Raw genomic sequence first — 22,894 nt, 5'->3', positions numbered from 1 at the left:
GAACCTACCTGCTGCGGGCAGGTCACCAGGTCAGCGGGAACTGGTCGACCGGCTCCGTCGAGGGCGGCACGCCTTCCTTGCGCAGCGTGTACCCCATGAGCTCGCTGAAGACGGGCGCGGCGACCACGCCACCGAAGATCGACGACCGCGGGCTCTTGAGGAAGACGGACACCGTGTAGCGCGGGTCGTCCGCCGGCGCGACACCGATGTACGAGGCCATGTACGTGGTACCGCCGCCCTCGAACATCTGCGCCGTCCCCGTCTTGCCGGCGACGCGATAGCCCGGCACCTGGGCTTTCGAGCCGGTGCCCTCCTCGCTGGTGGCGGCCTCCATCAGGGTCAGCACGTCGGCGGCCGTCTCCTCGGAGACCACGCGCGTGCCGTCGCCCGCGTCCGCATCGGTCACGACGCCGTCGGCCGTCTGCGTCCCGGCCAGGATCGCCGCGGGCATGCTCACCCCACCGTTCGCGATGGTCGAGAAGACCTGGGTGGCCTGGATCGCACTGACCGCCACGCCCTGGCCGAAGAGGATCGTGTAGGGCGTGCGGTTCTCGACCTCGTTGATGTTCTCCGCCGGCAGCAGGCCCGAGCTCTCCCCCGGCAGCCCGAGCGCCGTGCGCTCGCCGAACCCGAACTTGCGCAGGTAGTCGTAGCGGACGGCGAACGGGATCTTCTCGCCCATCATGACCGTGCCGGTGTTGGACGACTGCGCGAAGATGCCCGCGAGCGTCCACCTCTCGACCGGGTGCGAGTGGGAGTCTCGGAAGGTCTCGCCGTCGACGGTGTAGGTGTCCGGCACCTCGAACTGGTCGGTCGGCTCCCAGTAGCCGCCCTCGAGGGCGGCGGCCAGCGCGATGACCTTGCCGGTCGACCCCGGCTCGAAGACCACGCTCACGGCTCGCGACCCGTCCGCGACGGCAGCCGTGGAGCGGTCGTTCGGGTCCACCTCGCCCGAGTCGGCCATGGCCACGATCTCGCCGGTGCGCACGTCCTGGACGATGGCCATGCCGTAGGCGGAACCGGTGTCCCGCACCGCGTCGTCGAGCAGCTCTTCCGCCTTCCACTGCACGTCACCGTCGATGGTCAGCCGGACGTCCTGACCGGGCACCGCGGCGACGGACTCGATCGCCGACGCCGGGATCGGCACCCCGTCGCGGCCCCGCTCGTAGGTGTGGGTACCGTCGGTCCCCGCCAGCACGTCGTCGAACGCCGCCTCGATGCCGCCCTGGCCGTCCTGGTCCACGTCGACGAAACCCAGCAGCGGCCCGGCGACGGCCCCGGCCGGGTACGTCCGCTCGGAGGTCAGCTCGCTGCTCACGTACGCCCGCAGGCCCAGCTCGGCGACGGCCCGCTGCACCTCGGGGACCACGTCCTTCTTGAGCCTCACGTAGCGGTTCTCGCCGTTCAGACGCGCCGCGAGCGTCGCCTTCGACTCGCCCAGCACCGGACCGAGGAGCTGGGCGATGCCGAGCGCACCGTCCTGGACGGGCTCGCCCTCGGCGTCGTACCGACCGTTGCCCCGGAACGTCTGGATCGTGTCCTGGTTCGCGATGATCGTGTACCGGTCGACGGAGGTGGCCAGCACCGTGCCGTTCACGTCGAGGATGTCGCCGCGGTGGGCCATGGTGACCTGGGTCGCCAGCCGGGCCTGCAGAGCGTCGGAGGCCAGCGCGGGGCCTTGCACCACCTGCACCTGGATCAGCCGTCCGACGAAGACGGTCACGACGATCGCCGCCAGGACGATGAGCCACCGCTGTCGGCGGGCCGGGTCCCCCGGTTCCCGACGCGCCGGCCTCTTCGCCGGCTTCTTCGCCGTCGGCGCGACCCGACGTCGGCGCGTGACGCGGCCCGACGCGGCCGGCGCCCCCCGTCCGCTCCCGGATCCCCGACCGGCCGAGCCGCTGCTGGTGGTCCGGCTGCGTCCGGAGGGCTGCTTCCTCACCCCTCGATCTTGCGCCCGGGCCGGGCCCGAGGTGCGGGGCCTCGCCGGGCGTGTCGTGCTCAGGGTCCCTCCACGGGCTCCGGGACGATCTCACCGTCGACCACGGAGAGCATGGTCATGTCCGCGGCAGGGACCATGCCCAGCCGCTTGGCCTGCTCCGCCAGGGACGACTCGGCCGCCCACAGCTCCGCCTGGACCTCCTGGACGTCCTGCGCGACCAGACCGACCTCGCGCTGCAGCCGCGACATCTCGTAGGACCCGCGAGCCATCGTCGTGTTGAGCAGCAGGGCGGAGAGCAGGGCGGTGACGAGCACCAGCGCGCAGAGCACCATGAACGGCAACCCCGAGGTCGCCTGCAGGGGTGCACGGACGGCGTCGAGGCGGCGGCCCGCACCGCCCTCGAGGGCGGTGAGCGGGGCGCGCCGCGGCGTCGGCTCGCCGCGGCGCTCCGGCAGCGTGGCGGGTGCTCGCAGCGCGCTCATCGCGACTCCTTCCGGGTGGGGCTCATCAGGTGGTCCGGCGTGGGGCGCAGCCGACGGGCGGCCCGCAACCGGACGGACGCCGACCGCGGGTTGCGTTCGAGCTCGACCTCGTCGGCCGCCTCGGCGCCCCGCGTCAGGGCCTCGAGGTACGGCCGGTGCGTCTCGGGCTCCACCGGGAGCCCGGGAGGTGCGCTCGAGGTGATGCCGCGCGCGATCGCACGCTTGACGATCCGGTCCTCGAGCGAGTGGTAGGACTCCACGACGATCCGCCCGTCGACGGCGAGCGACTCGATCGCAGCCGGTACAGCACGCTCGAGCACCTCCAGCTCGCCGTTCACCTCGATCCGCAGGGCCTGGAACGTCCGCTTGGAAGGGTTGCCCCCGGTCCGGCGCGCCGCTGCCGGGATGGACTCGCGCACGACCTCGGCGAGCTCCGCCGTCCGCTCCCACGGCCGTTGCTCACGCCGGCGCACCAGCGCACGCGCGACGCGCGGCGCGAACCGCTCCTCGCCGTACACGCGCAGGATCCGCGCCAGGTCGCGCTCGTCGTACGTGTTGAGCACGTCCGCGGCCGTCAGCCCGCGCGACTGGTCCATCCGCATGTCGAGCGGGGCGTCCTGGGCGTAGGCGAAGCCGCGGTCGGCCTCGTCGAGCTGGAGGGACGACACGCCCAGGTCCATGAGCACGCCCTGGGCCGAGCCGCCCGCGTGCGCGTCGACGACGTCGGCGATCTCGTCGTAGACGGCGTGCACGGGCGTGAACCGGTCGCCGAACCGCGCCAGCCGGGCTGACGCAAGCTCGAGAGCCTGTCGGTCGCGATCGATGCCCACCACTCGGACGGCCGGGAGCTGCTCGAGCACGGCCTCGGTGTGCCCGCCCATCCCGAGGGTGCAGTCCACGAGCACGCTGCCTGGCTCGCTGAGCGCCGGGGCGAGCAGGTCGACGCAGCGCTGGAGCAGTACGGGAACGTGCCGGTCCTGCGCGGGACGTGTCCCGTCGTCGTCGTACGTGCTCATGCTGCCCCCTCTCCTCGGAGCTCCTCGGTCGTGGAGACCCGCCCGGCCAGGTCTCCCTCCGCGTCGTTCTGGCGCCGGGGAAGTGCGCCAGACCCTCGCGGGAGGAGGCCTCGTCGTGCGGACCGCCCGTGTGCTGTCGTTGCTGTCGTCGTCCTGCTGTGGTGCCGGTCAGAACTGCAGGTCGGGGAAGATCTCCTCGGCCACGTCGGAGTACGACGACTCCTGCTCGGCCAGGTAGGTCTCCCACGCCTGGGCGTCCCACACCTCGACGCGGGTGCCGGCACCGATCACGGCGACGTCCCGGTCGAGGCCGGCGTACTCGCGCAGCGCCGCGGGGATCACCACGCGACCCTGCTTGTCCGGCACCTCGTCGCTCGCCCCCGACAGGAAGACGCGCAAGTAGTCGCGTGCCTGCCGGCTGGTGACCGGCGCCTGCCGGACCTGGTCGTACATGCGGGAGAACTCGTCCATCGGCAGGAGGAACAGGCATCGCTCCTGGCCCCGCGTCATGACGAGCCCTGCGGCGAGCCGGGCACGGAACTTCGCCGGAAGGATGAGCCGGCCCTTCTCGTCGAGCCGAGGGGTGTACGTGCCGAGGAGCAGCCCCGTTCCCGGGAACTGGTCCCCCAGTGCTCCTGCCACGGTCCGCACCTCCCCTCGGGCTCCCGCTCCCTCCACGCTACTCCACTTTCCTCCACCGAGCGCGTCCGGACACGGGGAGAACTCCCCATCCGCGCCCACGGAACACCGTCCGTGCAGGTCAACGGACCAGGCGCACGGTGGAGCGTGGTGGAGGACCTTCGCAGCTGCCACGTGATCGAGGTCACGTGAAGGTCACGAACGGACTAGGCTGCTCGCAGTACCTGACGGACGACCGGAGGCCACCCTGTGCAGACCGACCACGCCACCAGTGCCGTCAGCGACGGTCGCGCCTCGACCTCGCGCACGGGCACCGGTCCCGAGGCCCTGCGCGCCGGGCTCGGCGAGCTGGTCGCCGCCACGGGTCGGGTCCGCGCGGCGGTCGAGTCCGTGGTGACGGGGCGGCCCGACCTCGCCCGCCTGACCGTCGCCGTGCTCCTCGCCGAGGGCCACCTGCTCGTCGAGGACGTCCCCGGGGTCGGCAAGACCACCCTGGCCAAGGCACTCGCCCGGACCATCGACTGCCGGGTCGGTCGGGTGCAGTTCACACCGGACCTCCTGCCGAGCGACCTGACCGGGGTGAACATCTACCGCTCGTCGACCGGCGAGTTCGAGTTCCGCCCCGGCCCGGTGTTCAACAACGTCGTCATCGGCGACGAGATCAACCGCGCCTCGCCGAAGACGCAGTCCGCCCTGCTCGAGTGCATGGAGGAGGGCCAGACCACCGTCGACGGCACGACGTACACGCTGCCGCGCCCCTTCCTCGTCGTGGCGACACAGAACCCCGTCGAGATGGAGGGCACCTACCCGCTGCCGGAGGCGCAGCGCGACCGCTTCATGGCCCGGCTCGCGGTCGGGTACCCCGACAACGACGCCGAGATGCACATGCTGGACTCCCAGCAGGCCACCGACCCGTTCGCGCACCTCAAACCCGTCACCACCGCCGAGGCCATGACCCGCTACGCGGCCTGGGCTCGCGCCGTCCACGCCGCACCCGCCGTCAAGCAGTACGTCATCGACCTTGTGGTCGGCACACGCGACCACGCCGGGCTGCGCCTCGGCGGCTCTCCGCGCGCGTCCCTGCAGCTCCTGCGGGTCGCCAAGGCCCACGCGGCGATGGCGGGTCGCCAGCACGTGCTGCCCGACGACGTCCAGGCACTCGCCGTCCCCGTCCTGGCGCACCGTCTCATCCTGTCCACGGAGTCCCGGCTGGCCGGAGTCACCACCGCGGAGATCGTGCGCGACGTCGTCGACCGCACCGTCGTGCCGGCCGGCGTCACGTCACCCGCAGCGATCCAACGACGCTCGACGGTCGGCAGGACTGCGAACCCGAGCCACTGACATGACGCGACAGCAAGCCGGGTCGGCGCTGCGGCGCCTGGCGCGGGTACGCGTGACCGGACGTGGCGGGGCGCTGATCTGCGCCGGTACCGTGCTGATCGCCACCGGGGTGGTCCTCGACCTGCCCGACGTCGTCGGGCTCGGAGCCGCCGGGGTCCTGGCCGTGGCCGCCGCGTGGGCCACCCTGGGATGGCAGCGGCTCGACGCCGGACGAGGGGCGCTCGACGTCGAGCGTGACATCGAGCCGGACCCGGTCGTCGCCGGCCGCCCGGCGACGACCCGCCTCACGGTCCGGGCCCGAGCCCGGACCGGGGCCGCCTACGAACGGCTCGCCCGCCTGCGGCTGTCGGAGCAGGCGGCCCACGAGCTCGCCGGGCCGTCCGGGATCCGCGCGCACGTGCGCGCGCACCCGGACCGCATCGCGGTCGAGTACTCCCTGTCCCCCGTGCGGCGGGGGCGCTGGCCCTTGGGACCGGTGCTCACCACACGCACCGATGCCTTCGGGCTCGCCCGGACCACCCAGCCGCTGGGCCGAGCGACGAGGGTCTCCGTGTGGCCACGGACCACCCTCCTGGCGGCTCGCACCGCGGCGCTCGGAGACATCGATCGCGCGGCCGTCGGGGCCCGCCTCGCCTCCAGCGACGACTCGGTGCTGCGAGAGTACGTCCCCGGTGACGACCCCCGCCGCGTCCACTGGGCGGGTTCCGCCCGGCAGGGACGCCTCATGGTGCGCGCCGACGAGAGTGCCGGGCTGCGCCCCGTGACGGTCCTGCTGGACCGGCGGCTCCTCGCCCCACCCCCCGAGGAACGGTCCGGCGCGCACGCCCCCGCCCGCACCGTGGTCGACGACGGCGAGTGGGCGGTCGAGCTGGCAGCCTCGGTGGCGACGTCGTTCCTCGAGGCCGGGCACCCGACACGTCTGATCGCCACGACCACCACACCCGTCCGTACCGAGCACGCCGCCGGCCGCCGCACCGGCCGCGCGCAGCTGCTCGACGCGACGGTCGACCTCAGCGGGCTGCGGGGCAGCGAGGCGGACGAGGCCCTGACCACGACCGTCCGGGCGTTGCGCGCCGACCGCGTCCGGTCCGAGGTCGTCGTCGCCGTGCTCGGACCGCTCGGCTCCGGACAGCGGCATGCCGTCGCCTCGCTCGGCGCCGACGGCGTCGCCTGGGCGCTGCTGGTGGTCCCCCGGGCCAGCGGGGCGCGACACGACGTGGACCCCACGGCCGACGACCTGCGAGCCGCCGGGTGGAGGGTGGCGGCCTGCACGCCGGACACCCCCGCGGAACGAGCCTGGTCCGCCCTGACCGAGCGCGCCGCATGATCCCCGCCTACGCCGGACCGACGGCTCGCCTCGTCGCCACGACCGTCCTGGTCGCCGTCGCCGTGGCGGCCTCCATGCTCGCGCTCACCGCGCTCGTGCTCCCCGGTGACTGGGTCCGTACCGGGCTCGTCGGCATCGCTCTCGTGGCCGGCGCCACGGGTCTCACCCGCGCGCTGCTCGAGCGACGCAGCCGTGGACGCCGGTACCAGGACACCGCCGGCGGATCGGTCGTCCCGACGCTCGCGGGCACCGCCGTCGCAGCGTGGTACGTGCTGTCCCGCTACGGCGCACCCACGTCCCAGGCCCAGCTCATCGTCGGTCCGGACGGTGCGGGCCGCGTGCTGGAACGCCTGGGAGACGCCGGCGAGATCATCCGTTCGGAGGTCGCGCCCGTTCCCGGCACCTTGCCGATCGCGCTGCTGACCGTGGGTGGCACCCTCGCCGTCCTGCTCCTGGCCGACGCCCTGGCCGGTGGGCTCCGCTGGCCCGCAGCGGTCGGGCTGCCGCTGCTCGCCCTGTGGTGCCCCCCGCTCGTGCTCGTCGGCGAGGTACCCACCTTCGTCTTCGTCGCCGTGGTCACGGCGCTGCTCCTGCTGCTGTCCGTCGCGGGTGCCGACCGCAGGCGGCCGGGACCCGAACGCCCCCCGGCGTCGGTACGACGTGCCGAGGGGGCGCGGAGCGTCGTCACCACCGCCGCGGCCGTCGTGGTCGCGCTGGCCGCCGGGCTCGTCGCCGCGGTGTCGAGCAACCTGCCCGGGTACGCGGGCGCCTGGTACCAGAGCTTCACGACGACCGGCGACACGATCCAGCTCGCGGAGGACCTCGATGTCCTGAGCAGCCTGACGGAACGCTCCGACGAGGTCGTACTCACGTACACGGGCGTCGAGGACCACGTCGGGCCGCTGCGCACCTACACCGCCACCGCGTTCGACGGCCGGCGGTGGCAGCGCGGCGACGAGCGCACGGGCCAGCCGTTCACCCCGGAGGAGGTGCTCTGGCCCGGCGACCTGGACACCGGTGGGCTCGGGGAGCGCCAGGACCTGTCGATCACCGTCGGCGCGCTGCGCGACGACCAGCTGCCCGTCAGCCTGGAGCCCCGACGCGTCGACGTCGGCGGGACCTGGGGCTACGACCCGCTGCGCGACGAGGTGGTCGGCGACCGGACCGACGTCGGCGACGTCTACACGCTCGGCGTGCGCCCCCGCGACCTCGATCCTGAGATCCTGCGCGACGCCGGCCCCGGTATCGCCGAGGACGCCTACCTGACGGTGCCCGAGACAGCGCACTCCGAGGACGTGGCCTCGCTCGCCGCGGAGATCGCAGGCGGCTCGCGCAACGCCTACGACCAGGCTGTCGCGCTGCAGCAGTGGCTCCGCGACCCGGGTGAGTTCACCTACTCGACCCAGCTCCCCCGTGGTGGCACCGGCGACCCGGTGTGGGACTTCCTGCAGCACCGCACCGGCTACTGCGTCCAGTTCGCGACGACCATGTCCGTCATGGCGCGCACCCTGGACATCCCCACACGGCTCGGGGTGGGGTTCCTCCCGGGCGACGCCGTCGAGAACCCGCGCACGGACGAGACCCGGTGGCAGGTGACCGGCAAGGAGTCGCACGCCTGGCCGGAGCTGTACTTCGAGGGAGTCGGCTGGGTCCGCTTCGAGCCGACTCCTGCGACGCAGACGGGAGCGGCGCCCGAGTACACGACCGACGTGGTTGACGCGCCGGCAGACGCCGCGGAACCGCGGGAGGTACCCACGCCCGCCGCGGAGCAGCCCGAGCAGACGGATCGACCGGCAGAACCGACAGAGCCGGCCGTCGCCGTCGAGCCCGAGCCGGAGAGCACGCTGCCTGTCTGGGCCTGGGTCGTCGTGGTGACAGCACTCCTCGCCGGCGCCGGCTCCACAGCCTTCTTCCTGCTGCGCCGCCGGCGCGACGCCGTCCCGGTCGACGCCGAGAGCGCCTGGCAGCGGGTGATCACCGCGCTCGCTCGCGAGGGTGTGACGCTGCCCCCACCCACGACGCCTCGACAGGCACCGCAGGCCGTGGTCGACGCGGTCGCCCGAGCACGCGGCACGGAACCGCCCCGTGAGGTGCGCGACGACCTGACGACACTGGCGGAGGCCGTCGAACGGTCGCGCTACGCGGGACCGGACGAGCCGAGCGAACCCGGAGGGCAGGACGGGTCGGAGGCAGACCTCGCCGATGTCGCGGCGCGGGTCACGGAGAGGCTGTCTGCCCGGACGTGACGACGGCTCGGTCGCCACAAGGCAGGACTACCGAACCTGCAGGACTACCGACCCTGCTCGCGCCGTCGGTCCCACCGCTCCTCGAGACGGGCCAAGAACCCCGGGCCCTTCGTCGGCGCAGCGCTACCGGTGGACCGCTTACCAGCCCTGGCGTGCGGCCCGGAAGGCTCGACGGTACCGTCGGCGTTGACCACGCCCTGCGGCCCCTTCTTGCGCGGCGCCGAGAAGGCGTAGACGACGCCAGTGAACATCAGGACGAATCCAGCCACGCCCAGCAGCGTCAGTGACGACGCCACACCGATGACGAGCAGGACCAGACCCAGCACGACGCAGAGCCCCGCGAGTACGTAGCGCAGCGGCGAACGACGGCTGGACCGCTGGAGCGTGGTGGCCAGCCGGGGGTCGTCGCTCTCGAGCGCGCGCTCCATCTGCTCCAGCACGCGCTGCTCGTACTCGGACAGAGGCATCGGGCCCCCCGATCTCGCTGTAGTTTCGTGGCCTGCCCCTAGGATATGCCCGCTGGGCGCTGGACGGTAGTCGGCGACGCACCGAGAGCGATCGCCGCCGACCCGAACCGCTCCCGGACGGCATCCACCGCCAGCTCGGCGTCGCGGCGAGCGCCCGTGTGCGGGTCACCTTCCTCGAAGAGCGTCGGCTGTGACGTGAGCTCCGTACGGGCGCGGAGGTTCTCCCCCCGGACCCCGACCAGGCGGACCGGCAGCCCGTGGAGATCGACGCCCGCGAGCAGGTCGCGGGCGACCCCGTACATCTCCTGGGCCACGTCGGTCGGGACTTCGAGCGTGCGAGAGCGCGACATGGTCCGAAAGTCACTGGTACGCACCTTCAGTGCCACCGTGCGCGCCACGACACCCTGGCGTCGCATCCGGCCGGCCACCCGGTCGCTCAGCTCGTGCAGGCGTCGTGCCACCTCGTCGAGATCGCGCACGTCCTGGCCGAACGTGGACTCGGCGCCGATGCTGCGTTCGGCACGACCCGCCACGACAGGGCGAGAGTCCCGCCCCCAGGCGAGATCGTGCAGATGCGCTCCGGAGACCCTGCCGACGGCCGCCTGCAGGACGTCGACGTCCGTGTCCGCCAGCTCCGCGACGGTGGTGATACCCCAGCGAGCCAGGACCTGCTCGGTCTTCTCACCGACCCCCCACAGCGCGCCGACAGGCAGCGCGCGCAGGAACGACTCGGTCGCTGTCGCCGGGATCAGGAGCATGCCGTCGGGCTTGGCGTGGGTCGAGGCCAGCTTCGCGACGAGCTTGTTCCGTCCGATCCCCACCGAGCACGTGATGCCGTGCTCATCCTGCACGCGCTCTCGCAGCGCTGCGCCGATCGTCGTCGCCCGACCGAGGCGGCGCCGAGCACCGGACACGTCGAGGAACGCCTCGTCGACCGACACCTGCTCGACCACCGCCGTGACGTCACTCAGCATCGCCATCACCGAGCGTGACACATCTCGATAGCGCCGCTGGTCGGGCGCCACCACGACCGCCTGCGGGCACCGACGCAGCGCATGGACCATCGGCATCGCCGAACGGACGCCGTAGGCCCGTGCCTCGTAGGTGGCGGCGAGCACGACCCCGCGTTCCCGGCCACCCACGATCACCGGCAGCCCCCGCAAGGACGGCCTTCTCGCCAGCTCGACCGACGCGAAGAACGCATCCATGTCCACGTGCAGGATCGACGCCCCGTCCTCGTCGTCGCCCCAGTCGCGTCGCACCATCGAGGCCCGCGGGCCGCGGCTCACGATGCCGCCGTCACGGCGTCGCGCGAGGCCCGGAGGGAGAACCCGGCGCCCGGGTCCAGCCGGAGGCCGACCTCGTCGCGGAAGTCCTCGGCGCACGCGAGCAGCTCGTCCGCGCGGGCCGGGGTTACGTCCTCACCGTGCCCGGCGTCCACGGCGGCCCGCAGCCGCGCCCCGGACGCGAAGTACACGCTCCACGCCGCCAGCTCGGGCTCGACGCGGGTCAGAAGGTCCCACACGGCGCGGGCGCGCCCGCGCGGCGCGTCGCCGTGCAGCGCCACGACCGCAGCGGCGGAGCGCAGCGCCGCCAGATGAGCGTGGACGAAGCGCTCCCCCGGGTCGGTAGCCAGGACCGCGGAGGCCAGCTCCGCGTCCGCCCGCACCAGCAGCCTGTCCACGCGGTCCGGCACGGGTGCACCACCTCGTGCTGTCATCGCACACCTCCTGACCACTGGGGGACCATCCCACCCTCGCATCTTCGAACGCCTGTTCGATCCTGTCAAGACGTCTGCGCGGGAGAGGATGTTCACATGGCCAGACGCTCTCGCACGATCCGTCAGGACCGATCCTCCCGCGTGGCACCGACACTCCCCACCGGTCCCGTCCCGATCGACACCGGCACCGCACACGTCGAACCGGACCCCGACCATGCCGCGCGGGTGACGCTGCACGTCAACGGGGTGCCGAGCTCGTGCCTCGACCTCGACGACCCCGGCTTCCTCGCCTTCGAGTACCTCCAGCAGATGGCCGCCGTCGTCGACCTGCTGCCCGCGGGTCCCGTGCGCGCGCTCCACCTCGGCGCCGCCGGGTGCGCGCTCCCGCGCCAGATCGAGCACGTCCGACCCGCGTCGCGTCAGCTCGGCGTCGACATCGACGCCCGCCTGCTGACGCTCGTGCGCGAGTGGTTCTCCCTACCCCGCTCCCCCCGGCTGCGCCTGCGTGCCGACGACGGCGGCCGCGCACTGGCGAGCCTGCCGGCCGGGTCCTTCGACGTCGTCGTCAGGGACGCGTTCGACGGCGACCGGACACCCGACCACCTGGTGGGCGAGGACTTCGCCGCCGCCGCACTGCGCGTCCTGCGCCCCGGCGGCGTGCTCCTGGCGAACTGTGCCGACCGCCCACCGCTGGACCTCGCCCGCCGCGAGGCCGTCGCGCTCGCCGAGACCTTCGGTCCGGGCTGTGCACCGCAGGGGCGGCTGGGTCTGATCGCCGAGCCGGGTGTGCTCAAGGGCCGCCGGTACGGCAACGTCGTGCTCGCCGCCGTTCGCGCGGGCGGCTCGGAAGGCAGCCCGGGCGCACGGGTCGACCTGCGCGAGGCGTCCCTCGCCCGCGCCCTGCGCAGCCTTCCCGTACCCGCACGGCTCCTGACCGACGGCGAGGTCGCTCGCTTCGCCGGCCTGGGCTGAGGCCTGCCCGTGTCGGCGGGCCGTGACAACCTCTCGGCATGACACACGCAGCGCGGACGGCGCAACCCCAGAACCCGGCGGAGGTCGTCACGGCGCTCTGGGAGCGGATGGAGGGACGCGACTGGGAAGGACTCGCCGAGCTTCTCGCCCCGGACGTCGTCGTCGAGTGGCCGGTCACCGGCGAGCGGTTCGTCGGCCGCGGGAACGTGGTCGCGGTGAACCGCGAGTACCCCGAGGGGTGGCACATCCGCGTCCTGCGGGTGATCGCCGCCGGGGAGGACGTGGTCTCGGAGGTCGAGGTGCCCCAGCTCGGCGTCGGCGTGTTCCGCGCCGCGTCGTTCTGGACGGTGCGAGGAGGGCAGGTGATCGCCGGGACCGAGTACTGGACCGAGCGCGGTGGGGATCCCGCTCCTGCCTGGCGCGCACGCTTCGCTCAGGCGTCGACCGGCTGACGCGGCGAGGGCCGCCACCCGGCCCGGGCGGCGGCCCCCGTCGAGAGGGAGGGGTCAGAGCGGGACGACCTGCTCCGCCTGCGGGCCCTTCGGCCCCTGCGTGATCTCGAACTCGACCCGTTGGGCCTCGTCGAGGGTGCGGTACCCCTGTGTCTGGATCGCCGAGTAGTGGACGAAGACGTCGGCGCCGCCGCCGTCCTGGGCGATGAACCCGTAGCCCTTCTCGGAGTTGAACCACTTCACGGAACCCTGCGCCATGCTGATCCTTCGACCTTCCGTCCGGTGCACGGGTGCACCGGACGGGCACCCGCCGTCGCGCCCCCTGCACCGGTCCCTACGCCGACGAGCAGGCACGACGCCGAACAGTGTGACACGGAGCACTCCCGGGCGCACGGAGTACGCCCTGGACGTCAGCCGTCGTCGTGCTGTGCGAGGAACCTCTCGAACTCCGCGCCGAGCTCCTCAGCCGTCGGCAGGGACGCGTCCTCGGCGAGGAGGTTCGTCCGGCCGACGGACCGGGTGAAGGCGTCGTACTGCTCCTCGAGCTGATGCACCAGTGCGGCCACCTCGTCGTTCTGGGACACGAGCTCGGCCACCTCCACCTGTGCCTCCCCGGCGGCCTCGGACAGACCCTCGGTGCCGAGCGCCAGGCCCGTCGCCTTCTCCAGGTGCTGCAGAGCGACCACGGCAGCAGGGACATAGCGGGACTGCGCCAGGTAGTGCGGAACGTGCACCGTCACACCGAGCGCGTCGTGCTCGGTCTGACCGAGACGCAGCTCCAGCAACGCGCCGAGCGAACCCGGCACGCGCACCCGGCCGAAGAACGAGGTGTAGTCCTCCACCAGGCCCGAGCGGGTGCCGTGAGCGGTCAACGACAGCGGCCGCGTGTGCGGAACGCCCATCGGGATCCCATGGATCCCGATCGTCAGCGAGACGCCGAACCGCTCCACGAGCTCACGCACAGCGGCAACCACACGCTCCCACTGGACGTCCGGCTCGACACCGTGCAGCAGGAGGAACCCCGCACCCTCGTCGTCGATCAGGTGGTCCATGACGAGCGACGGCTCGTCGTACTCCGTCCACCGGTCCGCGTCGAACGTCATCGGTGGGCGACGCGACCGATAGTCGACGAGCTGGTCGGCGTCGAAGGTGACCAGCCGCGTGACCGTGAACCGCTCGAGCAGGTGCGCGACGGCGATCTCCCCGGCCGCGCCCGCATCGACGAAGCCCTGCAGCGCGTGCACCAGGACGGGCGCCGCGCTCGTCGCCGGCTCGTCGCCCAACGTCCGCGCGAGCGCCTCGTCGTCGACCTCGTAGATCCCCTGCGGGTCCAGCACCATGCCTCCTCGTCTCGACTCCCACGACGCAGCAGCGTCACACGGGTGTCAACCAGGGCACCTCCCTGGATCTTCCCGCCGTCAGTGCCGCGGCAGCCGGACCACGGACACGAAGAACTCGTCGATCCGCTGCACGACCTCGATGAACCGCTCGAAGTCCACGGGCTTGGTCACGTAGGCGTTGGCGTGCAAGGCATACGAGCGCAGCACGTCCTCCTCCGCCTCCGACGTCGTCAGCACGACCACGGGGATGTGCTTCAGGACCGGGTCCTCCTTCACCAACGCGAGCACCTCACGGCCGTCCATCCGGGGCAGGTTGAGGTCCAGCAGGACGAGGTCCGGACGAGGGGCCTCCGCGTAGGCGCCCTCGCGGCGCAGGAACTCCATCGCGCTCACTCCGTCGGCCACGACCGACAGCCGGTTGGCAACCTTGTGCTCGGCGAAGGCCTCGCGTGTCATCAGGACGTCCCCGGGATCGTCCTCGACCAGGAGGACCTCGATACCAACCTGCTGCTCCGTCATGCCGCCACCCTAAGCGGACCGGATGAGCGTCCACCGGATCGTCGTCCCCTGCGTGGCCGCGGTGTCGATCCAGACGCGCCCACCGTGGTGCTCGACCACCCGTTTGACCAGGGCGAGCCCGATGCCGGTGCCGCTGTACACCTCCTTCGGGTGCAACCGCTGGAAGATGACGAAGACGCGTTCGGCGTACTGCGGGTCGATACCGATCCCGTTGTCGCTGCAGGACAGCTCCCACTCCGTGGCGCTGTCAGCGCTCGGGGCCACCGACACGTGGACGCGGGGCGCACGGTCCGGGTGCCGGAACTTGAGCGCGTTGCCGACGACGTTGCGCAGCAGCATCGTCAGCGGTCCACGCTCTCCGCGCACCACCGGCAGCGGGTCATGGGTGACCTCCGCCGCCACCTCCTCGATGCGTTCCGACAGGTCGACCAGCACCTGGCGCATCGCCGCCTCCAGGTCGACGTCCTCCTGCTTCTCGCCGGACCGTCCCACGCGGGAGAAGCTCAGCAGGTCCTGGATCAGGCGCTGCATGCGGTGCGCACCGTCCACGGCGAACGCGATGTACTGGTCGGCCCGTTCGTCGAGCTGGTCGCCGTAGCGCTTCTGCAGCAGCTGCGTGAAGCTGGCGACCTTGCGCAGCGGCTCCTGCAGGTCGTGCGAGGCGACGTACGCGAACTGCTCGAGGTCACGGTTCGACCGCTCCAGCTCACGGGCCTGGTCCCGCAGGCGCGTCTGGGCGTCCTCGGCCTCGGCGTGCGCCTCCCGCGCCTCGGCGACCTGTTGGACCAGCTCGCGGCGCATGTCCTCGACGTCGCGGCTCAGCGCCGCCACCTCACCGGTGCCGACCCTCGGTATCTCGTGGTCGTGCTCTCCGGTGCTGGCCTTGCGCACCTCCGCCGCGAGCGTGCCGAGCGGCTTGGTCACACCGCGCTGCACCGCCTGCCAGACCACCCAGCCGAGCACCACCGCGACGACGCCCAGCACGCCGACGACGATCAGCACGACCTCGTTCCACCGGTGCGCCAGCTCGACGGCTTCGGCATCGGCCCCGGCCGTCAGCAGCCGCAGCGAGACGAGGATGGCGACGAAGGCCACGACCAGGATCAGCAGGAGCACGAGGCCGGCTCCGCGCAGCAGCCGGCGCAGGCCGTTCAGCACCGAGGGGTCGCTGCTCACGAGCGTGCCCACTCCGCCGAGTCCGCCAACGTCGACGAACGCTCCCCCACGACACCGTGGGCTCCCGTCCATCCGACCACGAGCACGGCCGCGTCGTCGACGAGCGGACCGCCGTGCAACGCGCGCACACGCCGCAGGACCCGCTCGACGACACCCACGAAGCCCGACTCGTCGAGTTCGTCCTGCACGAGGCCGCGCAGGCCGTCGACCCCGACGCGGGGTGCTCCGCGCCCCGCCGTGCGGGCCTCGCGACAGGCCTCCGAGACGGAGGCCTCCACCAGTCCGTCCGTGTACATCAGCACGGCGAAGGGACCGTCGACGTCCAGGAGCTGCGGGCGCCAGCCACCCTCGACCGGGATGCCGAGCGCCCGCCCCCGGGCGGTCGGCATCACCTCGTCGCAGCGGACGCCACCGACCGGGCCCGTCAGGAGCATCGGCGCCGGGTGCCCCGCGAGGTAGACGTCGATCCCCCGGCGATCGGCGGCCACGGCCACCTGGCACAGCGTCACGAACGTCTCCGGTTGGGCCCGTTCCGTGACCAGGACCCGTTCCAGGTGCCCGAGCACGTCGCCCGGCGGCGTACCGGTGAGGACGAGCGTCCGCCACGCCGTACGCAGCGTCGCGCCGAGCGCGGCCTCGTCCGGGCCGTGACCCGCGACGTCGCCGATCATCGACAGCACCGTGCCGTCGGACATCTCCACCGAGTCGAAGAAGTCACCTCCGAGCAGGCCGTTGCCGCCCGGCAGGTACCCGACCATGACGGAGACCGCGGTGTCCTCGACGAGCGGCTTCGGCAGCAGGGCCCGCTCGAGGCGGGCGGTCTCCGCCGCACGCACCTCACTGCGGTACAGCGCCCGCTGCTGGGCGGCCGACTGCCGGCGCTGCAGGGCATAACGCAGCGACCGACCCAGCAGGTCGGGCCCCGTCTCACCCTTGACGAGATAGTCGTCGGCACCCGCCGCCACGGCACGCACCCCCTGGTCGATACCGGCGTGTCCCGTGAGCACGACGAGGGCAGGCGGGACCGAGTGCCGCTGGGTCGAGCTGCGGAGGCGTTCGACTGCGGTGAGACCGACCGCGTCCGGCAGCCCGAGGTCGATGATCAGGCAGTCGACCGCCGTCCGGTCGAGCTCTTCCGCGGCCTGGGCGACCGAGGTCGCACGACGCACATCGATATCGATCTCGGCGTCGGCGAGCAGCTCGGTCACCAGCAGCGCGTCGCCGTCGTCGTCCTCGACGAGGAGCACGACGGCCGGCCCTGCCGACGCGTCGAACCCGGACCCGGCGGGTCCCCCGTCGCCGCTGATCATGCCCGTGATCCTATGTCGTCGGGCTCGCCCGCGTCACCGCACACGACCCCGGCGCGTCGCGCACCGCCTGGTGGGCAGCGGCGCGCACCACCCGCTGCGCATGGAATGATGGTCGGCCGCACATCGAGCAGCACCGGGAGGACGCGTGGCGGGCAGGCAGGATGAGCTGGTGCGCGAGCAGGTGGTCGTGACGCGGCTGTACGACCGCCTGGACGAGCTGCGCGCCACCACACGCGAGCGGCTCGCCGAGGTACGTCGCGAGGGCCCGTCCGGCTCGCCCCAGAACCGGAGCGAGCGCGACGCGTTCGCGACGCTCTACGCAGACCGCGTCGCGCAGCTCGATGCCGTCGAGGACCGGCTGGCCTTCGGCCGGCTGGACCTCGACGGCGGCGAGGTGCGCTACGTCGGCCGGCTCGGTCTCGCCGACGACGAGCACCGCACGCTGCTCACCGACTGGCGGGCACCCGCGGCCCAGGCCTTCTACCGGGCGACGGCGCTGCACCCTGACGGGGTCCGCCGTCGTCGACACGTGGTCACCACCGGGCGAGCAGTCACCGGGTTCGAGGACGAGGTGCTCGACCTCGATGCCGTGACGGACGGGATCGAGGTCTCCTCGCTCTCCGGCGAGGGCGCGCTGCTCGCCTCGTTGGCGACCCGGCGCACCGGCCGCATGGCCGACATCGTCGCGACCATCCAGGGAGAGCAGGACCGCATCGTCCGCGACGACCTCGGGGGTGCCCTCGTGGTCCAGGGCGGACCAGGCACCGGCAAGACCGCCGTCGCGCTGCACCGTGCGGCCTACCTCCTCTACGCGCACCGCAGGGTCCTGGAGCGGTCCGGCGTGCTGCTCGTCGGACCGAGCCGCGCCTTCCTGCGCTACATCGACCAGGTGCTGCCGTCGCTCGGCGAGACCGGCGTCGTCTCGACCACCGTGGCCGAGCTCCTGCCGGGCCTGCGGGCGGACGGGGTCGACGAAGGCCCCGTCGCGGAGATCAAGGGACGGCTCCTGTGGCGCTCGGCGATCCACCGGGCCGTCCGGGCGCGCGAGCGCGTCCCGGCCCAGGACGTGCCGGTGCGCGTCGACGGCGTCGACCTCGAGATCCGACGGCGGGACGTGCGCGAGGCGATCTCCCGCGCTCGCCGTACGCACAAGCCCCACAACGAGGCGCGCGCCACGTTCGTGCGCGAGATGCTCGCCCGGCTCGTCGACCAGTACCGCGAACGGACCGACTCCGAGCTGTCCGACCACGACGTCGCGGTGCTGAACGAGGACCTGCGGGCGGACCGGGACGTCCGGGTGGCCGTCAACCTGGCGTGGTTCCCCCTGACACCGGAGAAGCTCGTGGCCGACCTGTGGGCCAAGCCGCACCGCCTGTCGGAGGCCGCGCCGGAGCTCACCCCCGCGGAGCGCAGGCTGCTCCGCCGCTCCCCCGACGCGCCCTGGACCGAGTCGGACGTCCCGCTGCTCGACGAGGCGGCGGAGCTGCTCGGCGTCGACGACTCGGTGGCCCGGGCGGAGGCGCGTGCCGCCGAGGCGCAGCGCGCCTCCGAGCTGGAGTACGCCCGTTCCGTGCTCGAGTCCACCGGCGCCGGGGGCGGGATGGTCGACGCCGAGACGCTCGCTGCCCGGTTCGCCGAGTCCGGCCCCGTCCTGACCACCGCCGAGCGCGCAGCGTCGGACCGGTCGTGGACCTACGGTCACGTGGTGGTCGACGAGGCGCAGGAGCTGAGCCCGATGGCGTGGCACGCGATCGTGCGCCGCGTGCCCTCGCGCTCCCTGACGATCGTGGGCGACGTCGCGCAGACCTCGTCGGCGGCCGGCGCGAGCTCCTGGCCCGACGCTCTCGACTCGGTCCTGCGCGACGGCTGGCGCCTGAGCGAGCTGACCGTCAGCTACCGCACGCCGGCGGCCGTGGCCGACGCCGCCCAGCGCGTCGCAACAGCGGCAGGGCTTCCCGTCTCACCGCTCACCGCCGCACGCGACGTGCCCGACGCGCTCGAGATCGACCGGGTCGCCGATCCTGTCGGCACCGCTGCCCGGCGGGCGGCAGACCTCGCCCGGGAGTACGTGGCGGCCGACGGGTCCGGCCGCGTGGCGATCATCGCCACGCAGGACACGGTCGCCGCGCTGCGCACCCGGGTGGCCGCGGCGATCACCGACGTGCTCGGACCGGCGGAGTCGGCACGGCTCGCCGGCCAGCGTCCCGAGGACGCCCAGGTCGTCGTGACGTCGCCCCGCGAGGCGAAGGGCCTGGAGTACGACGCCGTCGTGCTCGTGGAGCCCGTCGACGTCGCCGCCGGACCGGGCCGCTGGGGTGACCTGTACGTGGCGATGACCCGCCCGACGCAGCGTCTCGTCGTCCTCCACGCCAGAGACCTGCCGACCGGCTTCGTGCACGGTGGGTGAGACGGGTTTGTGACGCGGGGCCCGGTGGCGCACCATAGGTCCGTGCTGCGCGCCCTCCTCCTCGAGAACGTCCATCCTGCTGCCGTCGAGATCCTCCGTGATGCGGGGATCGAGGTCGAGACGCGCTCCGGCGCGCTCGACGAGGCGGAGCTGATCGAGACGCTCGCCGACTTCCACATCCTCGGCATCCGGTCCAAGACTCAGGTCACCCGACACGTCCTGGAGTCCGTCCCCGGCCTGCTCGCCGTCGGCACGTTCTCCATCGGGACGAACCAGATCGACCTGGACGCCGCCGCGTCACACGGTGTCGCGGTCTTCAACGCCCCGTTCTCCAACACCCGCTCCGTCGTCGAGCTGGCCGTCGCGGAGATCATCGCGCTGACCCGGCGCCTCTCCGTGCGCGACAAGGCCCTGCACGACGGGGTCTGGGACAAGACGGCCGAGGGTTCGCACGAGGTGCGCGGGCGCACGCTCGGCATCATCGGGTACGGCAACATCGGCTCCCAGCTCTCGGTGCTCGCCGAGAACCTCGGGATGAAGGTCGTGTTCTACGACTCCGCCGAGAAGCTGGCCCTCGGCAACGCCCGGCGCGTCGAGACGCTGGGCGAGCTGCTCGAAGTCGCCGACGCCGTGACGATCCACGTGGACGGCCGGGCCGGTAACGCCGGGCTGTTCACCGGAGACATGTTCGCCCGGATGAAGCCGGGGGCCGTCTTCCTCAACCTCTCGCGCGGCTTCGTGGTCGACGTCGAGTCCCTGCGCGAGCACATCTTGTCCGGTCATCTCGCCGGCGCGGCCGTCGACGTCTTCCCGACCGAGCCCAAGAAGCGTGGCGACCACTTCGACTCGCCGCTGCGCGGGCTCGACAACGTCATCCTCACCCCGCACGTCGGCGGCTCGACCCTCGAGGCACAGGAGTCGATCGGCCACTTCGTCGCCAAGAAGCTGCGCGACTACTTCCTGACCGGTTCGACGACGCTCTCGGTGAACCTGCCGAACCTGCAGCTCGAGCACACCGGGGTGGGACGCATCGCCCTGCTGCACCGCAACGTCCCGGGCGTGCTCGCCGCCGTCAACCAGGTCTTCGCCGACCACGGCGCCAACATCGAGGCACAGATGCTCGCCACCCGCGGCGAGCTCGGCTACGTCGTCACCGACATCTCGGACGTCACCCAGCGCGGTGCGTCGAAGAAGCTCATGGCGATGGACACCACGGTGCGGCTGCGGATCCGCGACGCGTTCGACCGCCCCGAGTTTCCCCCCGGTCCCGCCGCGGGCTGAGCCCGACCGGCCCCGACGACACGGAGGGCACGCACCGTCATGGTGCGTGCCCTCCGTCGTCCGGTGGTGCGCCGTCAGCCCGACTTGCGCCGGAACATCGGCTGCACGGGACCGCTCGTCTCCGAGCCGTGCACCGATCCGGTGTTCCGCTCCCCCGCGGCCGTGGGGTGGTGGGCGGCGTTCTTCTTCTCGAGGGCCTCCTTGAAACGTGCCTTGGCCTCGTCGCCGGGTGCGGTCGTCCTCTTGTCGTCAGTCATGGGACAAGCATGCGCCCACCTGTCGGCACATGCGAGGGGTTTTGGAGCCGGAAGGGCGGACATATCTCTCACGACGTGTCAGCCGGCCCTGCGGAGGCTTCCCGCTCCGCGCGCTCCATCCGCAGCGACGTGATGGCGGCATCGAAGTCGTCGAGCGAGTCGAACGACTGGTAGACCGAGGCGAACCGCAGGTAAGCGACCTCGTCGAGCTCGCGGAGCGGCCCGAGGATCGCCAGCCCGATCTCGTAGGCGTCGATCTCCGCGCTGCCCGATCCCCGTAGCGTCTCCTCGACACGCTGCGCCAGCAGTGCCAGGTCGTCAGCGCTCACGGGCCGGCCCTGGCACGCCTTGCGGACACCGGAGACCACCTTGTCCCGGCTGAACGGCTCCGTGGCCCCGGAGCGCTTCACGACGGAGAGGCTCGCGGTCTCGATGGTGGTGAAGCGTCGTTGGCAGGAAGGACACTGGCGACGACGCCGGATCGACGAGCCGTCGTCGGCGGTACGCGAGTCGACGACGCGTGAGTCGGCATGTCGGCAGAACGGGCAGTGCATCCAGGGTCTCCCGCGGTCGAGGCCGGGCCCGTGCCCGGCTGCCCGACGAAAGTATGCGCCAGCCCGGCCTCCGTGCAACACCACGTGCCGCTATTCGCGCGGCAGGACGAGGACCTGCCCGACCTGGAGCTCCGCGCTGCGCATCCCGTTGAGATCCTGCAGCGCGGCGACGACGTCGCGCAGGTCCTCCCCCGGCTCCGCCACGGTGGCGGCGTACTGCCACAGCGTCTCGCCGGGGGCCACGGTCTGGAGCCGCACCTCCAGGGCCTGGTCCGGCGCATCGGCGACAGCCCTGGCGCCCCAGGCCAGCGTCGGGGCCGCCAGGAGGAGGACGGTCAGAGCGACCAGCACCCGGCGCCCGCGCACCGTCAGCCGGAGTCCACCGAGCCCCAGCGGGCCCGGCGAACCGTGCAGACCCTGGGTGCCCCGAGCTGCTCCGGGGACCACTGCGATCGATGCCATTGCTCCGCCCTCTCCCTCGGACAAGCGTCGAGCCGTCTTCAACCCTGGCCGTCTCGAACATCTGTGCGTCATACATGCGTTCGTCGAACACCTGTACCCATTGGTACCACGGACCGCCGACACGCGTCGAGAGATCTCGAACAGATGTTTGATGTGGACCGCGATCTGGCCTACGCTGACGGGAGTGATGGCAGGTTTGTCTGGTTCTTGACGGGAGAAGCGCATGACGACGACACGCGGGACCGACGGCGCCGGGACCGGCACGCACGACGGCACGCTCGCGTCCGTCTCAGAGCTCGCCCCTGGACCTGACCGCCTGACGGCACGTCAGCGACGCGTCCTCGAGACGATCCGTGCGTCGGTCGAGAGTCGTGGCTACCCACCGACCATGCGGGAGATCGGCGAGGCGGTCGGACTCGCCAGCCCGTCGTCGGTGAAGCACCAGCTCACGACGCTCGAGCGCAAGGGCTACCTGCGCCGCGATCCCAACAGGCCGCGCGCGATGGAGGTCGTCGACCCGTTGGCCGGCGCGGCCCCCGCGCCCAAGGCCTCGGTGGCGCACCTGAGCATGCCGACCCCGGACGGTACCGACGGCGAGACCCCGACACCGTCGTACGTCCCTCTCGTCGGGCGCATCGCTGCCGGCGGCCCGATCCTGGCCGAGCAGGTCGTCGAGGACGTCTTCCCCCTGCCCCGCCAGGTCGTGGGCGACGGAGAGCTCTTCCTGCTCAAGGTCTCGGGCGACTCGATGATCGACGCCGCGATCTGTGACGGCGACTGGGTCGTTGTGCGTCGCCAGAACGTCGCGGAGCAGGGCGAGATCGTCGCCGCGATGCTCGACGGGGAGGCCACGGTCAAGACGTTCAAGCAGACCGGCGGACACACGTGGCTGATGCCGCAGAACTCCGCCTACGACCCGATCGCCGGCGACGAGGCACAGGTCCTCGGCCGGGTGGTGGCGGTGCTGCGCAGCCTGTAGCGAGC

General features: G+C 72.5%; 23 protein-coding genes. 8 read left to right on the top strand and 15 right to left on the bottom strand.

The window, feature by feature from the left end:
• Positions 1 to 22: 22 nt before the first annotated feature.
• The 4 genes from PZC42_RS17095 to mraZ form a co-directional block, all read right to left on the bottom strand.
• The gene (locus PZC42_RS17095) at positions 23 to 1,942 is read right to left on the bottom strand and encodes a peptidoglycan D,D-transpeptidase FtsI family protein (RefSeq protein WP_277212801.1); all 1,920 of its coding nucleotides are present in this window, start codon (positions 1,940 to 1,942) and stop codon (positions 23 to 25) included.
• A gap of 59 nt (positions 1,943 to 2,001) precedes the next feature.
• Positions 2,002 to 2,424 (bottom strand): cell division protein FtsL, encoded by a 423-nt coding sequence (gene ftsL, locus PZC42_RS17090; protein ID WP_277212800.1) that lies wholly within the window; start codon positions 2,422 to 2,424, stop codon positions 2,002 to 2,004.
• Positions 2,421 to 3,440, bottom strand: a complete 1,020-nt coding sequence (gene rsmH, locus PZC42_RS17085) for a 16S rRNA (cytosine(1402)-N(4))-methyltransferase RsmH (RefSeq protein WP_277212799.1) — start codon at positions 3,438 to 3,440, stop codon at positions 2,421 to 2,423. Before rsmH ends, ftsL begins: the two co-directional genes overlap by 4 nt.
• A gap of 168 nt (positions 3,441 to 3,608) precedes the next feature.
• Positions 3,609 to 4,043 carry a division/cell wall cluster transcriptional repressor MraZ gene (gene mraZ / locus PZC42_RS17080; RefSeq protein WP_277212879.1) on the bottom strand — a complete coding sequence of 145 codons (435 nt, stop codon included), beginning with the start codon at positions 4,041 to 4,043 and terminating at the stop codon, positions 3,609 to 3,611.
• Between the two features lie 285 nt (positions 4,044 to 4,328).
• On the opposite strand from mraZ, the gene PZC42_RS17075 reads away from it, so the two are divergent.
• From PZC42_RS17075 to PZC42_RS17065, 3 genes are read left to right on the top strand one after another with little or no spacing between them, the layout of a single operon-like run.
• Positions 4,329 to 5,420, top strand: a complete 1,092-nt coding sequence (locus tag PZC42_RS17075; protein WP_438802964.1) for an AAA family ATPase — start codon at positions 4,329 to 4,331, stop codon at positions 5,418 to 5,420.
• A 1-nt stretch (position 5,421) separates the two neighbouring features.
• Positions 5,422 to 6,747, top strand: coding sequence for a DUF58 domain-containing protein (locus PZC42_RS17070; protein ID WP_277212798.1), 1,326 nt, complete (start codon positions 5,422 to 5,424; stop codon positions 6,745 to 6,747).
• On the top strand, positions 6,744 to 8,993 hold the full coding sequence (locus PZC42_RS17065) for a transglutaminase TgpA family protein (protein ID WP_277212797.1): 2,250 nt from the start codon (positions 6,744 to 6,746) through the stop codon (positions 8,991 to 8,993). The genes PZC42_RS17070 and PZC42_RS17065 overlap by 4 nt, the downstream gene beginning before the upstream one ends.
• A gap of 44 nt (positions 8,994 to 9,037) precedes the next feature.
• Here PZC42_RS17065 and PZC42_RS17060 read toward each other — a convergent pair whose 3' ends face one another.
• Genes PZC42_RS17060 through PZC42_RS17050 form a run of 3 tightly spaced genes read right to left on the bottom strand, consistent with a single transcriptional unit; the run spans position 9,038 to position 11,180 of the window.
• A complete protein-coding gene (locus tag PZC42_RS17060) occupies positions 9,038 to 9,460 on the bottom strand; it encodes an SCO2097 family morphological protein (RefSeq protein ID WP_277212796.1) in 423 nt (140 codons plus the stop codon).
• A 38-nt stretch (positions 9,461 to 9,498) separates the two neighbouring features.
• The gene (locus tag PZC42_RS17055; RefSeq protein ID WP_277212795.1) at positions 9,499 to 10,749 is read right to left on the bottom strand and encodes a DNA polymerase IV; all 1,251 of its coding nucleotides are present in this window, start codon (positions 10,747 to 10,749) and stop codon (positions 9,499 to 9,501) included.
• Positions 10,746 to 11,180 (bottom strand): SAV_6107 family HEPN domain-containing protein, encoded by a 435-nt coding sequence (locus tag PZC42_RS17050; RefSeq protein ID WP_277212794.1) that lies wholly within the window; start codon positions 11,178 to 11,180, stop codon positions 10,746 to 10,748. The genes PZC42_RS17055 and PZC42_RS17050 overlap by 4 nt, the downstream gene beginning before the upstream one ends.
• A gap of 96 nt (positions 11,181 to 11,276) precedes the next feature.
• On the opposite strand from PZC42_RS17050, the gene PZC42_RS17045 reads away from it, so the two are divergent.
• Together PZC42_RS17045 and PZC42_RS17040 are read left to right on the top strand one after the other, a co-directional pair.
• Entirely contained in the window at positions 11,277 to 12,152 is an 876-nt protein-coding gene (locus PZC42_RS17045; protein WP_277212793.1) for a spermidine synthase, read from the top strand.
• Between the two features lie 38 nt (positions 12,153 to 12,190).
• Entirely contained in the window at positions 12,191 to 12,604 is a 414-nt protein-coding gene (locus PZC42_RS17040; protein WP_277212792.1) for a nuclear transport factor 2 family protein, read from the top strand.
• Between the two features lie 54 nt (positions 12,605 to 12,658).
• On the opposite strand, the gene PZC42_RS17035 is transcribed toward PZC42_RS17040, so the two are convergent.
• From PZC42_RS17035 to PZC42_RS17015, 5 genes are all read right to left on the bottom strand, one after another.
• Positions 12,659 to 12,862, bottom strand: a complete 204-nt coding sequence (locus PZC42_RS17035; protein WP_106267998.1) for a cold-shock protein — start codon at positions 12,860 to 12,862, stop codon at positions 12,659 to 12,661.
• Between the two features lie 152 nt (positions 12,863 to 13,014).
• The gene (locus PZC42_RS17030; protein WP_277212877.1) at positions 13,015 to 13,941 is read right to left on the bottom strand and encodes a PAC2 family protein; all 927 of its coding nucleotides are present in this window, start codon (positions 13,939 to 13,941) and stop codon (positions 13,015 to 13,017) included.
• An 81-nt stretch (positions 13,942 to 14,022) separates the two neighbouring features.
• Positions 14,023 to 14,463: a response regulator gene (locus tag PZC42_RS17025; RefSeq protein WP_277212791.1), complete on the bottom strand. Its 441-nt coding sequence runs from the start codon at positions 14,461 to 14,463 to the stop codon at positions 14,023 to 14,025.
• 9 nt (positions 14,464 to 14,472) lie between these two features.
• Positions 14,473 to 15,639, bottom strand: coding sequence for a sensor histidine kinase (locus PZC42_RS17020; protein WP_277212790.1), 1,167 nt, complete (start codon positions 15,637 to 15,639; stop codon positions 14,473 to 14,475).
• Positions 15,636 to 16,949: a PP2C family protein-serine/threonine phosphatase gene (locus tag PZC42_RS17015; protein WP_277212789.1), complete on the bottom strand. Its 1,314-nt coding sequence runs from the start codon at positions 16,947 to 16,949 to the stop codon at positions 15,636 to 15,638. The genes PZC42_RS17020 and PZC42_RS17015 overlap by 4 nt, the downstream gene beginning before the upstream one ends.
• Before the next feature lie 145 nt (positions 16,950 to 17,094).
• Between PZC42_RS17015 and PZC42_RS17010 the strand changes: the two genes are divergently transcribed.
• Positions 17,095 to 19,356 (top strand): HelD family protein, encoded by a 2,262-nt coding sequence (locus tag PZC42_RS17010; protein ID WP_277212788.1) that lies wholly within the window; start codon positions 17,095 to 17,097, stop codon positions 19,354 to 19,356.
• A gap of 42 nt (positions 19,357 to 19,398) precedes the next feature.
• A complete protein-coding gene (serA, locus tag PZC42_RS17005; RefSeq protein ID WP_277212787.1) occupies positions 19,399 to 20,637 on the top strand; it encodes a phosphoglycerate dehydrogenase in 1,239 nt (412 codons plus the stop codon).
• Positions 20,638 to 20,711: 74 nt separating this feature from the next.
• Here serA and PZC42_RS17000 read toward each other — a convergent pair whose 3' ends face one another.
• The 3 genes from PZC42_RS17000 to PZC42_RS16990 all read right to left on the bottom strand — a co-directional run bounded on the left by PZC42_RS17000 (position 20,712) and on the right by PZC42_RS16990 (position 21,910).
• Complete coding sequence (locus PZC42_RS17000) at positions 20,712 to 20,894, bottom strand: DUF5302 domain-containing protein (protein WP_277212786.1); 183 nt, start codon at positions 20,892 to 20,894, stop codon at positions 20,712 to 20,714.
• A gap of 68 nt (positions 20,895 to 20,962) precedes the next feature.
• Positions 20,963 to 21,448: a transcriptional regulator NrdR gene (gene nrdR, locus PZC42_RS16995; protein ID WP_277212785.1), complete on the bottom strand. Its 486-nt coding sequence runs from the start codon at positions 21,446 to 21,448 to the stop codon at positions 20,963 to 20,965.
• A gap of 90 nt (positions 21,449 to 21,538) precedes the next feature.
• Positions 21,539 to 21,910 (bottom strand): LysM peptidoglycan-binding domain-containing protein, encoded by a 372-nt coding sequence (locus tag PZC42_RS16990; protein ID WP_277212784.1) that lies wholly within the window; start codon positions 21,908 to 21,910, stop codon positions 21,539 to 21,541.
• 223 nt (positions 21,911 to 22,133) lie between these two features.
• Here PZC42_RS16990 and lexA point away from each other — a divergent pair, with 223 nt between their 5' ends.
• Positions 22,134 to 22,889, top strand: coding sequence for a transcriptional repressor LexA (gene lexA / locus PZC42_RS16985; RefSeq protein ID WP_277212783.1), 756 nt, complete (start codon positions 22,134 to 22,136; stop codon positions 22,887 to 22,889).
• The last annotated feature ends 5 nt before the right edge of the window (positions 22,890 to 22,894 follow it).

It is taken from the genome of Isoptericola croceus (assembly GCF_029382255.1).
GTDB lineage: Bacteria > Actinomycetota > Actinomycetes > Actinomycetales > Cellulomonadaceae > Isoptericola > Isoptericola croceus.
Note: the sequence above shows the minus strand (reverse complement) of the source record. Positions and strands in the feature narration are given on the sequence as shown.

What these genes read in the sequence shown, in the direction of transcription:
- ftsL (WP_277212800.1), bottom strand. Translation starts at nt 2,424, where the DNA reads ATGAGCGCGCTGCGAGCACCCGCCACGCTGCCGGAGCGCCGCGGCGAG.
- rsmH (WP_277212799.1), bottom strand. Translation starts at nt 3,440, where the DNA reads ATGAGCACGTACGACGACGACGGGACACGTCCCGCGCAGGACCGGCAC.
- PZC42_RS17070 (WP_277212798.1), top strand. Translation starts at nt 5,422, where the DNA reads ATGACGCGACAGCAAGCCGGGTCGGCGCTGCGGCGCCTGGCGCGGGTA.
- PZC42_RS17065 (WP_277212797.1), top strand. Translation starts at nt 6,744, where the DNA reads ATGATCCCCGCCTACGCCGGACCGACGGCTCGCCTCGTCGCCACGACC.
- PZC42_RS17060 (WP_277212796.1), bottom strand. Translation starts at nt 9,460, where the DNA reads ATGCCTCTGTCCGAGTACGAGCAGCGCGTGCTGGAGCAGATGGAGCGC.
- PZC42_RS17050 (WP_277212794.1), bottom strand. Translation starts at nt 11,180, where the DNA reads ATGACAGCACGAGGTGGTGCACCCGTGCCGGACCGCGTGGACAGGCTG.
- PZC42_RS17045 (WP_277212793.1), top strand. Translation starts at nt 11,277, where the DNA reads ATGGCCAGACGCTCTCGCACGATCCGTCAGGACCGATCCTCCCGCGTG.
- PZC42_RS17040 (WP_277212792.1), top strand. Translation starts at nt 12,191, where the DNA reads ATGACACACGCAGCGCGGACGGCGCAACCCCAGAACCCGGCGGAGGTC.
- PZC42_RS17035 (WP_106267998.1), bottom strand. Translation starts at nt 12,862, where the DNA reads ATGGCGCAGGGTTCCGTGAAGTGGTTCAACTCCGAGAAGGGCTACGGG.
- PZC42_RS17025 (WP_277212791.1), bottom strand. Translation starts at nt 14,463, where the DNA reads ATGACGGAGCAGCAGGTTGGTATCGAGGTCCTCCTGGTCGAGGACGAT.
- PZC42_RS17015 (WP_277212789.1), bottom strand. Translation starts at nt 16,949, where the DNA reads ATGATCAGCGGCGACGGGGGACCCGCCGGGTCCGGGTTCGACGCGTCG.
- PZC42_RS17000 (WP_277212786.1), bottom strand. Translation starts at nt 20,894, where the DNA reads ATGACTGACGACAAGAGGACGACCGCACCCGGCGACGAGGCCAAGGCA.
- nrdR (WP_277212785.1), bottom strand. Translation starts at nt 21,448, where the DNA reads ATGCACTGCCCGTTCTGCCGACATGCCGACTCACGCGTCGTCGACTCG.
- PZC42_RS16990 (WP_277212784.1), bottom strand. Translation starts at nt 21,910, where the DNA reads ATGGCATCGATCGCAGTGGTCCCCGGAGCAGCTCGGGGCACCCAGGGT.
- lexA (WP_277212783.1), top strand. Translation starts at nt 22,134, where the DNA reads ATGACGACGACACGCGGGACCGACGGCGCCGGGACCGGCACGCACGAC.